General features: G+C 39.3%; 17 protein-coding genes. 8 read left to right on the top strand and 9 right to left on the bottom strand.

Annotated elements, in window-relative coordinates:
* Positions 1 to 2: 2 nt before the first annotated feature.
* Genes U0R10_RS06880 through U0R10_RS06920 form a run of 9 tightly spaced genes read right to left on the bottom strand, consistent with a single transcriptional unit; the run spans position 3 to position 8,816 of the window.
* Positions 3 to 1,013, bottom strand: coding sequence for a glycosyltransferase family 2 protein (locus U0R10_RS06880; protein WP_377983222.1), 1,011 nt, complete (start codon positions 1,011 to 1,013; stop codon positions 3 to 5).
* Positions 1,010 to 1,969 carry a GDP-mannose 4,6-dehydratase gene (locus U0R10_RS06885; RefSeq protein ID WP_377983223.1) on the bottom strand — a complete coding sequence of 320 codons (960 nt, stop codon included), beginning with the start codon at positions 1,967 to 1,969 and terminating at the stop codon, positions 1,010 to 1,012. Before U0R10_RS06885 ends, U0R10_RS06880 begins: the two co-directional genes overlap by 4 nt.
* A complete protein-coding gene (locus U0R10_RS06890; protein ID WP_377983224.1) occupies positions 1,962 to 3,197 on the bottom strand; it encodes a class I SAM-dependent methyltransferase in 1,236 nt (411 codons plus the stop codon). Before U0R10_RS06890 ends, U0R10_RS06885 begins: the two co-directional genes overlap by 8 nt.
* Before the next feature lie 39 nt (positions 3,198 to 3,236).
* Positions 3,237 to 3,944, bottom strand: a complete 708-nt coding sequence (locus U0R10_RS06895; RefSeq protein ID WP_377983225.1) for a hypothetical protein — start codon at positions 3,942 to 3,944, stop codon at positions 3,237 to 3,239.
* A 13-nt stretch (positions 3,945 to 3,957) separates the two neighbouring features.
* Positions 3,958 to 5,715, bottom strand: coding sequence for an ABC transporter ATP-binding protein (locus U0R10_RS06900; protein WP_377983226.1), 1,758 nt, complete (start codon positions 5,713 to 5,715; stop codon positions 3,958 to 3,960).
* A gap of 12 nt (positions 5,716 to 5,727) precedes the next feature.
* Positions 5,728 to 6,837 carry a DegT/DnrJ/EryC1/StrS family aminotransferase gene (locus U0R10_RS06905; RefSeq protein ID WP_377983227.1) on the bottom strand — a complete coding sequence of 370 codons (1,110 nt, stop codon included), beginning with the start codon at positions 6,835 to 6,837 and terminating at the stop codon, positions 5,728 to 5,730.
* 3 nt (positions 6,838 to 6,840) lie between these two features.
* Positions 6,841 to 7,308 (bottom strand): acyltransferase, encoded by a 468-nt coding sequence (locus U0R10_RS06910; RefSeq protein ID WP_377983228.1) that lies wholly within the window; start codon positions 7,306 to 7,308, stop codon positions 6,841 to 6,843.
* Positions 7,295 to 8,308, bottom strand: coding sequence for a Gfo/Idh/MocA family protein (locus tag U0R10_RS06915; RefSeq protein ID WP_377983229.1), 1,014 nt, complete (start codon positions 8,306 to 8,308; stop codon positions 7,295 to 7,297). Before U0R10_RS06915 ends, U0R10_RS06910 begins: the two co-directional genes overlap by 14 nt.
* 13 nt (positions 8,309 to 8,321) lie before the next feature.
* Positions 8,322 to 8,816, bottom strand: a complete 495-nt coding sequence (locus tag U0R10_RS06920) for a hypothetical protein (protein WP_377983230.1) — start codon at positions 8,814 to 8,816, stop codon at positions 8,322 to 8,324.
* Positions 8,817 to 9,050: 234 nt separating this feature from the next.
* Between U0R10_RS06920 and lptB the strand changes: the two genes are divergently transcribed.
* The 8 genes from lptB to U0R10_RS06960 all read left to right on the top strand — a co-directional run bounded on the left by lptB (position 9,051) and on the right by U0R10_RS06960 (position 16,987).
* Positions 9,051 to 9,824 carry an LPS export ABC transporter ATP-binding protein gene (lptB, locus tag U0R10_RS06925; RefSeq protein ID WP_377983231.1) on the top strand — a complete coding sequence of 258 codons (774 nt, stop codon included), beginning with the start codon at positions 9,051 to 9,053 and terminating at the stop codon, positions 9,822 to 9,824.
* A gap of 141 nt (positions 9,825 to 9,965) precedes the next feature.
* Positions 9,966 to 11,111, top strand: coding sequence for a trans-sulfuration enzyme family protein (locus U0R10_RS06930; protein ID WP_377983232.1), 1,146 nt, complete (start codon positions 9,966 to 9,968; stop codon positions 11,109 to 11,111).
* Positions 11,108 to 11,668 (top strand): sugar transferase, encoded by a 561-nt coding sequence (locus U0R10_RS06935; protein ID WP_377983233.1) that lies wholly within the window; start codon positions 11,108 to 11,110, stop codon positions 11,666 to 11,668. The genes U0R10_RS06930 and U0R10_RS06935 overlap by 4 nt, the downstream gene beginning before the upstream one ends.
* Before the next feature lie 221 nt (positions 11,669 to 11,889).
* The gene (gene recJ, locus U0R10_RS06940) at positions 11,890 to 13,605 is read left to right on the top strand and encodes a single-stranded-DNA-specific exonuclease RecJ (RefSeq protein ID WP_377983234.1); all 1,716 of its coding nucleotides are present in this window, start codon (positions 11,890 to 11,892) and stop codon (positions 13,603 to 13,605) included.
* A gap of 54 nt (positions 13,606 to 13,659) precedes the next feature.
* Positions 13,660 to 14,712: an NAD-dependent epimerase/dehydratase family protein gene (locus tag U0R10_RS06945; protein ID WP_377983235.1), complete on the top strand. Its 1,053-nt coding sequence runs from the start codon at positions 13,660 to 13,662 to the stop codon at positions 14,710 to 14,712.
* Positions 14,709 to 15,773, top strand: a complete 1,065-nt coding sequence (locus tag U0R10_RS06950; protein ID WP_377983236.1) for an NAD-dependent epimerase/dehydratase family protein — start codon at positions 14,709 to 14,711, stop codon at positions 15,771 to 15,773. The genes U0R10_RS06945 and U0R10_RS06950 overlap by 4 nt, the downstream gene beginning before the upstream one ends.
* Complete coding sequence (locus U0R10_RS06955; protein WP_377983237.1) at positions 15,773 to 16,513, top strand: glycosyltransferase family 2 protein; 741 nt, start codon at positions 15,773 to 15,775, stop codon at positions 16,511 to 16,513. The genes U0R10_RS06950 and U0R10_RS06955 overlap by 1 nt, the downstream gene beginning before the upstream one ends.
* A 111-nt stretch (positions 16,514 to 16,624) precedes the next feature.
* Positions 16,625 to 16,987 (top strand): hypothetical protein, encoded by a 363-nt coding sequence (locus U0R10_RS06960; RefSeq protein ID WP_377983238.1) that lies wholly within the window; start codon positions 16,625 to 16,627, stop codon positions 16,985 to 16,987.
* The last annotated feature ends 47 nt before the right edge of the window (positions 16,988 to 17,034 follow it).

The raw sequence follows: 17,034 nt of genomic DNA on the forward strand, positions 1-17,034 counted from the left end.
TTTTACTTCAACAAACTATTTTTAGAAAATATTCTTTTTAACAATATTTTTGCAATCTTTTTTAATCCAAAGATGTTAATTAATTCCTGCTTTACCTCCCACGAAGATGCCCTAAAACTTAAATATATAAGCAAATTTAATTGTGAGGTTTCAACTTGATGTTTATCTAAAATAATTAATTTAACCAACCTTTGAATGTTCTGATTATCAGAACTTTGGATGACTCCATTCAATGTTGATTTATATAGTTCAAAATATTCTGGTTTATCTAAATACTTGATAAATGTTAAAATTGATGACTCAACTTCTCTAATTAATTCTTCAGGTGATTTGTTAACATTTAATTGTACCGATTTAACCTTTAAATCTAGCCCAGAAGTCTGACGATACATCGATTGGTGATAGTGAAAGGTGTCACTGATTTTACCCGTTTTATATCCTTTCGATTTTACATATTCGTCAAATACAAAATCCTCAAATCGGTATACATAATCATCGCCAACAAACTTTTCTACGCCTGTAAAAGCATCCTTGCGACCCATTTGTGAGCCTGCATAAGGACGATTTTCATCATTATGTAATAAACTATACATATAGGTAATATTCATCGGACAACCGTACCAATCATACGTATCTTTATATTTTATCATATGGATATACCAGTCTGGGGGCAGGTAAACATCTGAATGTAAATAAATAAAATACTCCGTTTGAACACTCGCTATAAGTTCGGCAATACATTTACCTAGAGACTTAAAATGTCGATGATCCAATATTTCGACACGAGGAAATTTTGAAACTATTTCAATGCTGTTATCAATTACTCCACCATCACTTATTATTAGCCTCTTAACCGGTATCTCTCGATATATAGACTTTAAATTTACTTCCCAAAGTTCATTCGTATGAAAAACAGGAATAATAACATCTATTCCAGAATCATTAAATTCTTCATATTTATCAACAAATTCAGGATTAGCATAGTATGCCTCAAATATTGATGAATGACTCATATCTCCTCAAAATAAATTTTTCTAACCATATCAAAAAACGAATGAGCGGGATCCCATCCTGAATCTAACAATTTCCGATTATCACCTATAAGTGCTGGCTTTGAACGCAATAAAAGTGACTTATCTTCTTTAACACGATTAAGCAATGTCTGGCCTACAATTTCTTCTAAACATGTGAACCAATCTCTTACAGTCCTTGAAACTCCGGAAGAAACGATATAACTACCTGAATTTTCTTGCTGAAGAATGTGCCAACAAGCCTCCACGTAATCTAAGGCGTATCCCCAATCCGTAATGGCATTTAAGTCCCCTACTTGAATTTCAGAAAGGTCGCCAGAAAGGTATTGCTTTACTTGATTAATTATTTTTTTAGATAAAAACTTATCCGACCGCAAAGCTGATTCATGATTATACATGATAGCTACCGAAATAAAGAGATTTTTTGTTCTCTTAAACCAATTGGCGGCCTCCATTGAAGCAACCTTGTTCAAAGAATAAAGACAATTAGGTGCAAAATTTGAATTTTCATCTTGAATTTCTATTCCCAGATTTGAATAAATTAATGAAGAGCTGGTATAAAGAATTCTAGATAAGGGAGAATAATGCTCACAAATACCTAATATTTTTATAAATGCTAAATAATTAATTCTAGCTGAATTCTCTGCCTCCTCCCAGCTAGATATATCAGACTCCTGGGCAGATTTATGATAGGCTGCAAAATAATATATTTCATCAGGCTTCTCCAGTCGAATAAAGTCTTCAATCAAATGAAAACTATCCTCAAGTAAATCAAAGCTAATATACCTACTTAACTCCAAATTGATTGATTCCTTAGCCCTCGAAAGGCCTATGACTTCATAAGACTTTTGGCGAAGTAGCTTGCTTAAAAGTCTCCCATCCTGGCCATCACACCCCAGAATAAAAGCTTTTTTTAAATTTTTATCTAAATCAACCACCTACAATCTCAATTTCAGGTAATGGAAAAATTAATTTTCCTCCATTAGCTAAAAACTCTTGTTCTCTCCGGATAATACCGTCCTTAAAGTGCCATGGTAATACTAAATAATAATCTGGTTTCATACGCTTTGCATCTGCTTCGGAATAAATCGGGATATTAGAGCCGGGCGTAAAACAACCATATTTATCCGGGTTTACTTCTGCAATTCCTGAAATATCTTTCTCTGTAAAATCACAAAACTGCAATAATACATTTCCCTTTGTGGAAGCACCATACCCCATTATACGTTTCCCGTCAGAATTTAAACCATCTATTAGAGACTTTAATGATTTACGGTGTTGAAAAACTCGATTCTCAAATTCTCTAAAAGGTTTAGGAGAATCAAAACCCATTTTAATTTCCTCTTCTAGCAACCAATTTATAATTACATCATTTGCTTTCCTTTTATTAACTTTTTTACAAGCAGTAACAGCAAAGCTCCCTCCATTAATACTATTCATTTGAACATCCAAGATCTTCAAATCTGCTCGCTCCAAAATATATTTGATATTAAATAAGGAGTAAAATTCTAAATGTTCATGACAAATAGTATCATACGCATTCATTCGGATCATTGAGGGCATATAACTTTGCTCGAAATGCCAAATGCCGTCATCCGTTAAAAAGTCATGAATAGATTGAGCGAAAGCTATTGGATCTTCCAAGTCATAAAACATGGCAATAGAAGTAATTATTTTAGCTTTTTTCCCTTTAGTTTCTTTCATCAACTCCGGCGAAGGGAAAAAATCTGGGACCAATTTTATCCCGTCCGTATAATATGAACTAAATTTCTTGCCTGTGGGATCTACGCCAACTCGATCAATCCCTTTTGTTTGATAAGCCTTCAAAGAAGTAGCATCATTACTACCAATATCAATCACTAAATCACCACTTAATAAATTACCATACTTTTCAAGGGTGTTGATTTTATTAGTCAAGTGAATAACCATAGACTGGTTTAATCCTGAGCGATAACCATAATTGTCTCCATACATTTCCTCTAAATCAAAAGAATGCGCTAATTGTAACAATTGACTTTCTGGAGACCAAACAAGTTCGAGCATCCCTTTTGTAATCTCTTCCTGTTTAGAAGCAGGAAATACTCCAGTTAATGACTGCTCACCTAAGCTCAATACACTAAGTAAGTTTTTATCTCCACTAACTCTACATTTCGTAATTCTATTCATAAATTTATTTTATTACTTGTTAAAATAATTTCGTTTAGCCTATTTAAAAATATCTATATGTTCTATATCTTTTAAAAGATATTTGGAATATGCTTCAGGCTTAATGACTAAAGGATCTACATACCAATCTTCAAAATCTAATCCATTAACTCTTACATTTTGAACAACTAGTTTGTACCCTAAATTTTCTAAAATTTCTCTAGATTGACGCATACAATCATCCCCACTTTTATATCGATCATGTTCATAAGTAATTACAGAAAATCGATACTCATTTAATGGCAATGCCAATAATGCTTTTAAAGTTTGTTCAGCGGGTTCAATATCTAATTGAAGATAATCAATTTGCTTAGGCAAATTCATATTAAGAAAAATTCCATTGTAATCCATAGTCGTTGCGTCTCCACATATACATGGATTTTTTCTTATTTTATTGAAATCTTGGCACGCATCTTCAACTATTTCAAAAGAAACACCCCTCCAATTCAATTTATTTTCTAAAATAAATGTGTTGCTATCCTCAATTTCATCGAAAGCCCCAATTTCAACATATATTCCTCCTTTCTTATTTTGAAGTATACTCCGAACAAAAATATCTTGGGATGACTGAGAGTAGGATTCAATACCATTAATAAATCTTTTAAATCTAAATTTCTTAGGGACAATTATTGGCACTAATAATTTTTTTATTATCGTTAAATATGTAAAAAATTTGTTTTGAACTTTAATTAAAATTGTTGCCATCATTATATTTGGGGGTTTATTTTTTTAAGCCTATTATCTGATTGTATTTGCCTACATTAATTATTCTACCAGAGTTTAATTCAATAATTTTATTACATAATTGTAATGTTGAAATTCTATGCGCAATAATTAATATTGTCAAATCAGGACTCAATGAATTAATTGAATTCATAACTTCCGTTTCTGTAGCAGAATCTAAGGCACTAGTCGCTTCATCGAAAATAATTACATTGGCATCCTTATAAAGTGCTCTAGCAATACCAATTCTCTGCTTTTGCCCTCCTGATAACCTAACACCACGTTCCCCTACCAAAGTATCAAATTTCAATTCCCACGAATCTATGGTATCATGCAATTGCGCTTTTCTTGCTGCTTCAACCACTTTTTCTAATATAATTTCATTCCTTGGAACTCCGAAAGCAATATTTTCTAAAATAGTAGAATCCGTTAAAAAAATATTCTGAGGGACATGTGCTATTTGCTTTTGCCAATATTTTTGATTTTCCAACGTTAACTTAACGTCATCAATTAAGAATTCTCCATTATCAGGAAATGTCAAGCCCATTAAAATGTCAATTAAGGTGCTTTTCCCGCTTCCTGTTTCTCCTATAAAACCTACTCTTTCTCCTTTATTTATTAACAAGTTGATGTCCTTTAAAATTATCGGGCCATCTGAATTATATGAAAAATTTACATTTTGAAATTTAAGTGAATTTTCATATTTGAAGTTCAAGCCACTTTCTATGTTTGAATAATAAGGGATTTTGTAATCCATTAACTCAAGTGCATCAGATAACGATGCCTGACTCCCCTTAATTGTAATTATATTAACATATAGAGTTTGTAAAATTGGAAGCATTCTTTGTGCCCCCATCGCCAATGCCCCTAAAGTGGGAAAAACATTAAGAATTGAATTACTTTTTAATACCAAAAATAAAGCCAAAAAAGCGATTAAGACCATTCCTAAAGCCTCTAATATGAATCTTGGACTTGCCGAGATAATTGCAATATTTGATTGTGCTTTCCTAGATGGCAAATCTGCATTTCGATATATATCACAATAAGTTTGCTGTGTATTATCAATTAGAATATCCCTTATTCCTCCCAAACCTTCGTTTAGTGCCTTTATAATATTTGTAGATTCTCTACTAATTCTTTGACTATCTAATTGTAATTTTCGTTTTGTGATTCTAATAATTATAAAATAAATAAGCCCGAAACCAAGTATGGATGTAAGGGCGATTTTCACATCAATATATAATAAAGTAATTAATATCATTAATAACATACAGGTGGCACTTATTATATTTACGATCGGTAAAACTATTGAATTAACTAGTCCACTGGCCTTAACTAAACCGGAAATTACCTCACTACTATTTCTAGAAATTTGAATCTTATATGGTTGATATAATACATTTTTATAAGTTTTGTATGAAAAATCACCCCCTAATGCAAAACAAATTTTTGTTTGCGCCCATAAAAGCAATAACCTCATAAAGCCTGAAAAAAGTATTGCACTACTAAATAGAAGAGTAATTGGTATTAAAAGATCATTAGAAGATTTTATCTCTAATAATTCTAATAAATATGCTGCTTTGGGGTGCTGGTATACAACATTAGGCGATAACAATACAGTTAAAAAGGGCAATATGGCTCCTAAGCCAATTACTTCTGAAATCGAAGCTATAACGATTAAAATGGCCAATATCCCAAATTGCCATCTTCTCCTTGGTGAGATGTGTTTTAATAGTCTTTTAAATAATTCTAACATAAATGCTATAAATTAATTCGCATGATAAAATGCACGAATTGAATCAGCAACAAATTTGACCATATCTTGAGTCATTTCTGGGAAAATTGGCAGCGATAAAATATGATCTCTTGTAGTAGCCAAATTGGGAAAATCTTTAATTTGATGTTTCAAATATCCATATGCTTCCATAAATGGAAGTGGAGTAGGATAATGTATTAACGTATCAATTTCTAAGGCCTTTAAATGACTCATTAATTGAGTTCTATTTTCTGCTTTAATGACATATAGATGATATGAATGAAGTGTATTTTCCCTTTTTTTAGGAATAATTATCTGAGGAATATCTCCTAAATAGTCATTATACCACTCTGCTACTTGAATCCGCTTACTAGTCCAGTCCAATATATAAGGAAGCTTCGCTAACAATATAGACGCTTGAATACCATCCATTCGGCTATTAATTCCTTCTATCTCATGAAAGTGCTTTTTTAATGCTCCATGTTTGGAATATTTCCTACATTTTAGTGCAAAATCATCATCGTTAGAAATTATACATCCTGCATCACCATATGCCCCTAAATTTTTCCCAGGGTAGAAACTAAATGAAGCTGCAATTCCAAATAAGCCCGCACGCGTATTTCCTAGACTTGAAAAATGCGATTGAGCGCAATCTTCAATAAGATATAATTTATGCTTATCGCAAATTTCCTTAATTGCATTCATATTGCACATTTGCCCATATAAATGAACAACCAATATTGCTTTAGTTTCCTTAGTAATTGACGAAGCAATACTAGTTTCATCCATAGTAAAATAATCTGGATCAATATCCACAAATCTAACCTTTGCTCCAGTCTGTGTAATTGTTTCGGAACTTGAAATCCAACTATTTGATACTGTTATTACCTCATCCCCAGGGCCTATACCTAACATTTTCATAATTATATATAGGGAATCCGTACCATTTGCACAGGAAACAACATTTTTGACACCATATGCTTTCCCAAATTCTTGTTCAAATTGGTCAACATACTTTCCTCCTATAAAAGATCCGTCTTCAATAACATTGAAAATCGCCGAATCTATTTCATTTTTATGAGTTAAATACTGTGCTTTTAAATCGGCAAAAGGTACTCGCATTTTCTATTTATTTAATTTTACGGCAGGATTTCCAATATAAATACCCGGCTCAATGATATCCTTCGTGACAACACTTCCAGCACCAATTACTACATGATTACAAATATTAACTGGTAGAATTGTTGAATTACTTCCAATTGACACATGGTCTCCGATATTAGTTTGACCCCAGAGTAATTTATTTCCATTTGCAGGTCCCCCATCTGAAAATTTATCATTTATAAACATGACACCATGGCCAATAAAACAATGAGATCCAATAGAAACTAATTCACATATAAAAGAGTGCGATTGAATCTTCGTATAGCTCCCTATTCTCGTATTTGATTGAATTTCTACAAATGGGCCTACAAAACAATTATCTGCTATAACTGAACCGTATATATTAACAGGTCCTACAATTTTAACATTTTCGCCAAAACTTGTATCTATGATTTTTGACTCATGAAGTATGAAATTAATTCCCCCCATTAGCAATTGAAGTATAGATTTTTTCGATTATTTCTACAGTTTTGAATGCTTCAAACACATTCGTGCTAATCGGTGCATTGTTCTGCATCACATCGATTAAGTTTTCATAAACCAGATTATGATTCGACATTGACCCTACATAATTCCCATAATTGTTAGGCTTATTTCCTTCGGCAATGGAAATTTTCTCGTCACTTTCTAATGAATAATATTCTAATTCATTTAAATATTGACCACCAATTTTAACGGTCCCCTTACTTCCAAAAATAGTTAAAGATCCCTCCATATTTTTCTTATATGAGTTTACTGTATAATTTATGGTTCCTAATTGTCCTCCAATAAATTCCAAAATTACAACACCAGTGTCCTCAAATTCGATTATATGCTCATGGTTAAAATTTTTGCCGAAAGCCTTAACCTGTTTAACGTCACCCACTAACCAATATAACAGATCTACAAAATGGCTAAATTGAGTAAATAAAGTCCCCCCATCCAATTTCTTTGTTCCCTTCCAGGAATTTAAATAATAGTCTGGATTGCGATTCCAAAAACAACTTAATTGGACACTAAATATTTCACCCAACTTCCCATCGTCAATTAACTTTTTAACAACTTCAACTGGGGGATTAAACCTATTCTGTTTTATGGCAAATATTCTTTTGTTGTTTTTTTCTGCAATGGATATCATTCTACCGCAATCAGAAGTTGATAAAGCTATTGGCTTTTCACACAACACATTTACCCCATGATTAAGTGCATAAATAGAATGTTCAGCATGTAATCCATTCGGAGTACATATTGCAATGACATCAGCAGATTTTTCTGAGGCAAACATCTCTTCGATGGTGATATAATAATTACAGCTATATTTTTTCGCAAAGGAAGACGCCTTAGACTCTTCAGTGTCACAAACTGCTATTAAATTACCATAATTTGAAATGTGTTCAGCATGCCTTTCTCCTATTCTACCACACCCTAATAACAATATATTTAGTTTCATATGAATGAATTTCTTAACCTAACAACTCCAATTTATATTCTATGTCTGACATAATATCTTCAGAAAACTCTGTTGGATTAAATATACCTACTCTAATTTTCTTAGCAATCAAAGGCTCTACTTTTTCAATTAATTGATTAAGGTAATGTTTATCAACATTTCCTACAAGTACCAAATCTACAAATTTACAGTTTTTACCCTTTGCTAAGTCCCCGGTTAAGTATACTTTCTGTAAGTTCCCTAAATTTGCAATTACCTGCTCCATTATTTTATCCAATCCCACAAAGTTTAAGATAACTCCTCGCATTGAATCGTATAATGGATGATTTGCATTAACTGAATAATGTTTGATTTTTGAAATGTCGGTCTTTGCGTCATGTAACTGAATTAACCTCAGTTCGTACAACTTATTAAGTTCCAATCGAACTGTATTACTACTAACTCCCAAGTCACGTTCAAGTCCACGCAAATATACTTTTGCTGCAGGATTCAAAAATAACTTTGTCAAAAGCTGAATTCGAATTTTACCTGAAAATAAATTGTCTAAAACCAAATTGAATATGTTGAACGGCTTCGCCATCCTGAGCCACAACGTGGCAGGGCTTGACTGATACAAAAATGAGTAGCAAAGTTAAGAAAATCAAAGAATAAAACTGAGGAAAATTATTAAGTGGTGGTTCGCTGATCAAAAACAACTCTTCTCATAATTGCCCCCTTACTATATTTTCCTATTTTTACCCCCATGATTCTTCGGACAGAAAATTTAGTTAAGAAATACGGGCAGCGTTTGGTGAATGACCATATTTCGTATCAGGTGGCTCAGGGTGAGATTGTTGGCCTACTAGGCCCCAATGGCGCCGGGAAAACTACTTCCTTTTATATCGCTACAGGTTTGGTGAAGCCGAATGAGGGCAAGGTGTATTTGGATGATTTGGATGTCACAGATTTACCGATGTATAAGCGGGCACGTTTGGGCATTGGGTATTTAGCGCAAGAGGCATCTGTGTTTAGAACCTTGTCAGTGGAGGAAAATATCCTCGCAGTACTCGAAATGACTAGCCTGTCCAAAACCGAACAAAAAGAAAAAACAGAGAGCCTTCTTGAGGAATTCTCCTTAACTCATGTACGCAAAAGCTTAGGCCAAGTGCTTTCCGGTGGTGAACGCCGCCGTACCGAAATAGCCCGCGCATTGGCTGTAGACCCTAAATTTATTTTACTTGACGAACCTTTTGCGGGGGTTGACCCTATTGCCGTTGAAGAAATTCAAAGTATCGTGGCCAAGTTGAAATACCGGAACATTGGCATCTTAATTACTGATCATAATGTAGATGAGACGCTTTCCATTACGGATCGGGCTTATTTATTGTTTGAAGGAAAGATTTTGAAGGCTGGTACGCCGCAGGAATTGGCGGATGATGAGCAAGTGAGACGATTATATCTTGGTTCTAATTTTTCTTTAAGAAAAAAGTCCGAAGTCCGGAGTCCGGAGTCCGAAGGAAAAAGTACAGAGCAGTAATAGGCGTTTGATACTAGATAAAAATCTGAAGTCTGAAGTCAGATTAAATGCAGTTCTTGAGACCTTTGACCATAGAATAAAACAACCCTATTATTTTAAGATTATTCGCCTAAATTTGGCATTTAAAATTAACCTGGTCTAATGTCCAGCGTCTTAGGTCTAGAGTCTATGCATAAAGAAACCCAAGCTATACATGCGACTAACCTGGTGGATGAAACCGCCGGGGCGATCGCGACGCCCATCTTTTTAACGACGACGTTTACGCGGGATGTGGATGGATCCTATCCCAAAGGGCACATGTACTCCCGGAATTCGAATCCCAACCGCGATGCTTTAGAGAAGGGTCTTGCTGCTCTCGAGGGTGGTGCGGAAGCCTTTGCATTTGCATCAGGTTTAGCGGCGGTTTCAGCTGTTTTGCAATGTTTATCATCAGGAGATCACGTCCTCATGCCAGCTGTGGGTTATTATGCTTCGGTCAAATTAGCCGAAGAAATCATGGGGCCTTGGGGACTGCAGATGACACAGGTGGACATGGAAGATTTGTTGGCCGTAGAAGCTGCGATTTTACCTAACACCAAACTGATTTGGATTGAAACTCCGGCGAATCCACTATTAAGTTTAACTGATATATCTGCTATATGTGATTTAGCTCATGCCCGTGGCATTCGCGTGGCCGTTGACAATACCATTGCTACGCCTATCCTTCAAAATCCTATTTTATTGGGTGCCGACATTGTCATGCATGCCACCACGAAATATATTGGTGGACATTCGGACATATTGGGAGGTGCCATCATTGTACGGGAATCGGATGCGTGGTCGGCACGATTAAAGCGTGTCCAAATCCTGATGGGTGCTACCCAAAATCCATTAGATTGTTATTTGTTGGCCCGTGGCCTAAAAACCCTTCCACTCCGTATGCGCGAACATTCCGCCTCCGCATTGGAACTCGCTTCCCGTTTGGAAAAACACCCAGCGATTGAGCAGGTGCATTACCCGGGTTTGGCATCGCATCCCCAGCATGCCTTAGCTTTACGCCAAATGCCTCGTGGTTTTTCGGGCATGATTTCAATCCAGATAAAAGGGGATGAAGCGAATGCACGGTTGGTAGCCGGACGTTTGCGCCTGTTCCAACAAGCCACCAGTCTGGGTGGGGTAGAATCTTTGGTAGAGCACCGACGGTCCATAGAGGGCCCGGAGAGTACGACACCTGGAAATTTATTACGAATATCGGTGGGTTTGGAGCACGTGGATGACCTTTGGGCAGATTTTGAGCAGGCTTTATGAAACGCGTGTTAGATTTATTGGTCACGCTGGTGGCTCTGGTTATATTTGCGATTCCGATGATTTTGGTGGGGTTGGCGGTCCGGTTTACGTCACGCGGCCCTATTTTATATTGGTCGGATCGCGTGGGGCGCAACAACGTCATTTTTGCCATGCCCAAGTTCCGCACCATGCGGGTAGACACCCCCGTGTTGCCTACGCATTTGTTGGCAGACGCCTCCTCCTATTTAACGCCTATCGGTTCTTTTTTACGCAAAAGTAGTTTGGATGAATTGCCGCAATTGTGGTGCATTTTGAATGGCGACATGTCGCTGGTGGGTCCGCGACCTGCTTTGCATAACCAACACGATTTATTGGAGGCACGCACGGCGGCAGGTGTCCATGCCTTGGTTCCCGGGCTGACCGGTTGGGCCCAAGTGAACGGTCGGGACGAAGTGCCGCTCGAGGTCAAGGTCGCGTATGATGTGGAATATTTGCAGCGGAGGTCTTTGCAGCTGGATGTGAAGATTCTGTTTCTGACTTTGTGGAAGGTGATGATGGTGAAAGATATAGCGCATTAAGGCATGTGCTAACCCTAGGCTGAAGCCTAGGGTTATATAAAATTGGTGCAATTCTCAACTAAAGCCTAGGTCTATAATATCAAGTTCTTGATCATTTTGCAAAAAAGTTAAATGCCGACTTATTAACCCCAGGTTTTAACCTGGGGAATTAAAAATCCTTCCTAAATTAGCCCTTCAATTAAACACAATCGTTGCCAACGAATTTGGCCCGCCACATTAACATGCTCCAAGCCAAAAAAATCTGGAAATTTGTCCCGGAACCGGATGCCACCGAAGTCGACCAATTAGCCCTCGAAATGCCCGTGACGAAAAATCGGCATTTCCTGAAATTGGTTGTTTCCCGCGGCATCAAAAGCCTCGCACAAGCCAAAGATTTCATGGTTCCTAGCCTCGAGCAGCTCCACGATCCCTTTGCCATGCAAGACATGGACAAGGCCGTTGAACGACTCAGTCGGGCCCTAGAGGATGGCGAAAAAATACTCATTTACGGCGATTATGATGTGGATGGAACCACTTCCGTAGCCTTAGTCTATGGATATTTGACTGAAGAACTAGGTGCAGAAGCGGACTACTACATTCCCGATCGATATGCGGAAGGATATGGGGTGTCGCAGGCGGGGGTGCAGTACGCGGCCGACAATCACTACAGCCTGATCATATCGCTCGACTGCGGCATCAAGGCCCACGAACGGGTTCGTTGGTGCAACGAACAGGGCATCGATTTCATCGTCTGTGACCACCACTTGCCCGAAGAAACCCTACCCGAAGCCTACGCGGTTCTCGATCCCAAACGCAAGGATTGTCGGTACCCATTCAAAGAACTCACGGGTTGCGGCGTCGGATTTAAACTTCTGCAAGCGTTCATTCAAGCGAATGACCTGGAGCTCGATCCGCTGTATGCGCGCTTGGATTTACTGGCGGCTTCGATCGCAGCCGACATGGTTCCGATCACCGGAGAGAATCGGATTTTGGCGTATTTTGGCCTTCAATTACTCGGCCAAAACCCAAGTCCCGGATTAGGTTATCTGCTTCATAAAGCGAACAAAAAAGCCCCCATTCAGATATCTGACATCGTTTTTTCCATCTCCCCCATCATTAACGCCGCCGGTCGCATGGACCACGCGCATGGGGCGGTCAAATTGCTTTTATCGAGTGATGCGACCGAAGCCGGACAGATGGCGGAGGCGGTGATCCAACAAAACATTGAGCGGCGCGCGGTGGAAAAAGATATTACCCAACACGCCTTGAGCATGTTTCATGAAAATTCATTTCTACAATCCGCCAAAAGTACTGTCCTCTTTCACCCCTCGTGGCACAAAGGTGTTGTAGGAATTGTGGCCAGTAAAATTCAAGATCATTACTTTCGGCCCACCATCATTCTAACCGAATCACACGGCCAAGTTGTAGGTTCTGCCCGCTCGGTCAAAGGCTTCGACATTCACGCGGCACTCGAGCAATGCGTGGATTTATTGACGCAATTTGGCGGACATACGCATGCTGCAGGATTGCATTTATTACCCGAAAATCTCGAGGCCTTTATCACGCGATTTGAATCATTGGTACAAGCCGGAACGCCAGCCGGTGAAATCAAGGCAGAATTGCCTGTGGATTTAACCTTGCCTTTGGCAGACCTCAGTCTCTCGTTTTATGATAATTTATTAATCCGACTTTCCCCCTACGGACCCGGCAATATGTTGCCCAATTTTGTGAGCAGCGCAATGCTCAGTCGGCCGCCCGTCATCATGAAAGAAGAGCACCTGAAGCTTTATATGGGCGATTATGAAGCCGTGGGTTTTGGCATGCGCAAAGATTTCTACGAAGGTTTAGTGGAAGCTTACGAACAAGGCCAAGCGATTCAAATCGTTTACCATTTGGACATCAACGAATTTATGGGACAACGAAAATTGCAACTGCGCTTGTTGGACTTGGGGATTTAAGCATCGAATAAAAACGAAAATCTGTATCTTTGTCGCCTATCGGTTGTCAAAAACATGGCTAAAAAATTAATTGTCACCGGCTCCATGGGCCTCATAGGTTCTGAAGTTGCCGAGTATTTCTTAGAAAAAGGTTGGGAGGTTCATGGAATTGACAATAACCAACGCGCCATTTTTTTTGGCTTACAAGGCGATAATTCGTCCAATAAAGACCGTTTAGCAAAATACGGGAGTGCATATAAACTGTACACCCACATCGACATTCGGGATCGCCAAGCAATTTTAGACATCATCCCACAGATTCAACCCGACGCCATTGTGCACACGGCCGCGCAACCAAGTCATGATCGTGCGGCATCCATTCCATTCGAAGATTTTGACACAAACGCAGTAGGCACATTCAACCTACTCGAGTCGCTTCGTCGCTACAGCACCGGCATTCCTTTCGTGCATTTATCGACCAATAAAGTATACGGCGATGCCCCCAACAACATTAAAATGAAAGAGTTGGAAACGCGCTTTGATTACGATGATGCAAATTACGAACATGGAATTGCGGAATCATTCAGTATCGACCAATCCAAGCACTCGCTTTTTGGCGCTTCGAAAGTCTCAGCAGATATTTCCGTTCAGGAATATGGTCGGTATTTCAACATGCCCACGGCCTGTTTACGCGGGGGATGTTTAACCGGACCAAACCACGCGGGTGTGGAATTACACGGCTTTTTAAGTTATTTGATCAAGTGTAATATTGAGGAACGGGAATACTCCGTTTTTGGCTATAAAGGAAAACAGGTGCGCGACAACATCCACTCGTATGACGTGGCGCGCTTCATCGAGGAATTCATTCAAGCCCCACGCGTGGCTGAGGTGTATAACATAGGTGGAGGAAAAGAAAATTCCGTATCGATTTTAGAGGCTTTTGACCTGATTGCGAAGATTTCAGGCAAGCCGATGAAGTACAAATATGTGGCTGAAAACCGCATTGGTGACCATATTTGTTATTACAGCGATTTGCGCAAAATGAAGGAACACTATCCAAATTGGGACATCACAAAATCCCTGGAGGATGTTTTCCATGACATTTATAACCGCTACATGGAGGCATGAAATTACTCATCACAGGGGGCTGCGGGTTCGTAGGCTCAAATTTAGCGGTCCTTTTCAAGCAGCATTATGCGGAAGCTGAGGTGTTTTGTTTGGACAATTTATCCCGCCGAGGATCGGAGGTGAATTTGCGCAAAGTGCTTGCTGCAGGAGCTACTTTCATTCACGGCGACGTGCGTAACCGCAATGATTTCGACCGCGTTCCCAAAGTAGACATCGTCATCGACGCCGCGGCAGAACCATCTGTTTTGGCGGGTACCGTTCCGGGAGAATTGGAAAATTTGATGGATACGAATTTAAATGGAACCATCAATACGCTCTATTTTGCCAAAAAACACGACGCCGCATTCATCTTTTTGTCCACTTCCCGCGTTTATCCTTACGATACGCTGGCGGAAGCGCAATTAGTTGCCTCACCCAAACGCTTCAACTTATCTGATACCCAATCTCGCCCAGGACTTTCCTCACGCGGGGTGGCAGAAGATTATCCGTTGGCAGGCCTACGCTCCCTGTACGGGGCGACCAAGCTATCTTCGGAATACATCATTCAAGAATTTGCCCACAATTTTAGCATACCAGCCGTGATAAATCGCTGCGGGGTGCTAAGTGGTCCTTACCAAATGGGAAAAATCGACCAAGGTGTGATCGTGCTTTGGATGGCCAAACATTTCTGGAAAGGACGTTTGGGCTATATTGGGTATGGAGGTTTAGGCCAACAAGCCCGCGATGTGTTGCATGTGCGGGATTTGTTCCGGTTGGTGCAATGGCAGATTGCGAATTTAGGCATACAAAAAGGCCAGATATTCAACGTGGGTGGCGGTTTGGCCAACACGGTTTCGTTGGCCGAATTGACTGATCTTTGTTCGGAAATTACGGGAAATACCATTGAAATAGGTTCTTCGCTGGAGAATCGTCCGGGTGACTTACCGATTTATATAACAGACAACTCCAAAATTACCGAATTTAGCGGTTGGCAACCGGAAATCTCCGTGCCTCAACTCCTCCGCGAAGTACATGACTGGTTCATCGCGGATGAAGCGTCATTAAAACCGATTTTGGCCTGATGAAATTAAGCGTCGTGCTTCCTGCCTATAACGAAGAGGGTTCCATTGAGGAAACCCTTCAGACTTTATATGCCAAACTACAAGCAGAACAAATCGACCATGAAATCGTCGTGGTAAACGATAATTCCAAGGACAATACCTTGGACTTATTAACGCAATTGCAAGCCGAAATTCCGTCGTTGGTGGTACATACCAACCACGGACCGAATGGATTTGGCTATGCGATTCGTTATGGGTTGGAGCGTTTTTCAGGTGACTGCGTAGCTGTGATGATGTCTGATTTGTCGGACGACCCTGCAGATCTCGTTGCGTTTTACCGCAAGATGGTGGCAGAGAATTTGGACTGTGTTTTTGGTTCGCGATTTATTCGCGGTGGCGCAACATATGATTACCCTAAGCACAAGTACATTATCAACCGCTTGGCAAATACCCTGATTCGGTTGTTGGTGGGCATCCCCTACAACGACTCGACCAATGCCTTCAAAATGTATCGTAAACATACAATCGATGGGCTAAAACCCTTTTTGTCTGCCCATTTTAACCTAACCATCGAGTTGCCGTTAAAAGCCATTACGCGTGGCTACTCGTGGGCTGTTTTGCCAAATTCCTGGCGCAACCGCAAAGCGGGTGAATCCAACCTTAAAATAAAAGAAATGGGGTCCCGCTACTTGTTTATCCTTTTGTACATTCTGATCGAGAAGTACTTATCACGGAGCGATTACAAGAAAAAAGGTAATTAAAAACGTATCATTCCGGTTTTAAGGTTGACTATGCCGTGATTTTCGAGGGGAAGTTTTGTATAAGTTGGCTGATAATCTTTACTTGCAACGTTAACCAAAATATAAAACAAGATGAAAGTATTAACACACGTACCTGGAGCGGTATTAGCGTTCCTGTTCCTTTTTGGCGGAATCAACTATTTCTTCCCGATGTCACCTATGCCAGCTATGACTGGAAATCCAGCCAAATTCATGGAGCTTTTCGGTGGAACCGGCTACATGACTGCCATCAAAGTACTTGAGATTTTAGGTGGTGTCTTGATCATTTTGCCTGCTCACCGGGCAAAAGCGCTTTTGATTTTAGGACCAATCGCCGTGAATATCCTGTTTTTTGAAATCTTTATCCAAGGCGCACCGGGAATCGGTATTTTATTAGTGGCGCTTGTGGGTGTGCAGGCGTATATTGATAAGGCGAAGTTTCGGGTGTTGGTGTAAACCAAATCACTGTGGGGGGCAGCTATGCCAATGCTAGAAGCTTTGGC

The organism is Aquirufa avitistagni (genome assembly GCF_042715545.1).
Lineage (GTDB): Bacteria > Bacteroidota > Bacteroidia > Cytophagales > Spirosomataceae > Aquirufa > Aquirufa avitistagni.

What these genes read in the sequence shown, in the direction of transcription:
- U0R10_RS06880 (WP_377983222.1), bottom strand. Translation starts at nt 1,013, where the DNA reads ATGAGTCATTCATCAATATTTGAGGCATACTATGCTAATCCTGAATTT.
- U0R10_RS06890 (WP_377983224.1), bottom strand. Translation starts at nt 3,197, where the DNA reads ATGAATAGAATTACGAAATGTAGAGTTAGTGGAGATAAAAACTTACTT.
- U0R10_RS06895 (WP_377983225.1), bottom strand. Translation starts at nt 3,944, where the DNA reads ATGATGGCAACAATTTTAATTAAAGTTCAAAACAAATTTTTTACATAT.
- U0R10_RS06900 (WP_377983226.1), bottom strand. Translation starts at nt 5,715, where the DNA reads ATGTTAGAATTATTTAAAAGACTATTAAAACACATCTCACCAAGGAGA.
- U0R10_RS06905 (WP_377983227.1), bottom strand. Translation starts at nt 6,837, where the DNA reads ATGCGAGTACCTTTTGCCGATTTAAAAGCACAGTATTTAACTCATAAA.
- U0R10_RS06910 (WP_377983228.1), bottom strand. Translation starts at nt 7,308, where the DNA reads ATGGGGGGAATTAATTTCATACTTCATGAGTCAAAAATCATAGATACA.
- U0R10_RS06915 (WP_377983229.1), bottom strand. Translation starts at nt 8,308, where the DNA reads ATGAAACTAAATATATTGTTATTAGGGTGTGGTAGAATAGGAGAAAGG.
- lptB (WP_377983231.1), top strand. Translation starts at nt 9,051, where the DNA reads ATGATTCTTCGGACAGAAAATTTAGTTAAGAAATACGGGCAGCGTTTG.
- U0R10_RS06930 (WP_377983232.1), top strand. Translation starts at nt 9,966, where the DNA reads ATGTCCAGCGTCTTAGGTCTAGAGTCTATGCATAAAGAAACCCAAGCT.
- U0R10_RS06935 (WP_377983233.1), top strand. Translation starts at nt 11,108, where the DNA reads ATGAAACGCGTGTTAGATTTATTGGTCACGCTGGTGGCTCTGGTTATA.
- recJ (WP_377983234.1), top strand. Translation starts at nt 11,890, where the DNA reads ATGCTCCAAGCCAAAAAAATCTGGAAATTTGTCCCGGAACCGGATGCC.
- U0R10_RS06945 (WP_377983235.1), top strand. Translation starts at nt 13,660, where the DNA reads ATGGCTAAAAAATTAATTGTCACCGGCTCCATGGGCCTCATAGGTTCT.
- U0R10_RS06950 (WP_377983236.1), top strand. Translation starts at nt 14,709, where the DNA reads ATGAAATTACTCATCACAGGGGGCTGCGGGTTCGTAGGCTCAAATTTA.
- U0R10_RS06955 (WP_377983237.1), top strand. Translation starts at nt 15,773, where the DNA reads ATGAAATTAAGCGTCGTGCTTCCTGCCTATAACGAAGAGGGTTCCATT.
- U0R10_RS06960 (WP_377983238.1), top strand. Translation starts at nt 16,625, where the DNA reads ATGAAAGTATTAACACACGTACCTGGAGCGGTATTAGCGTTCCTGTTC.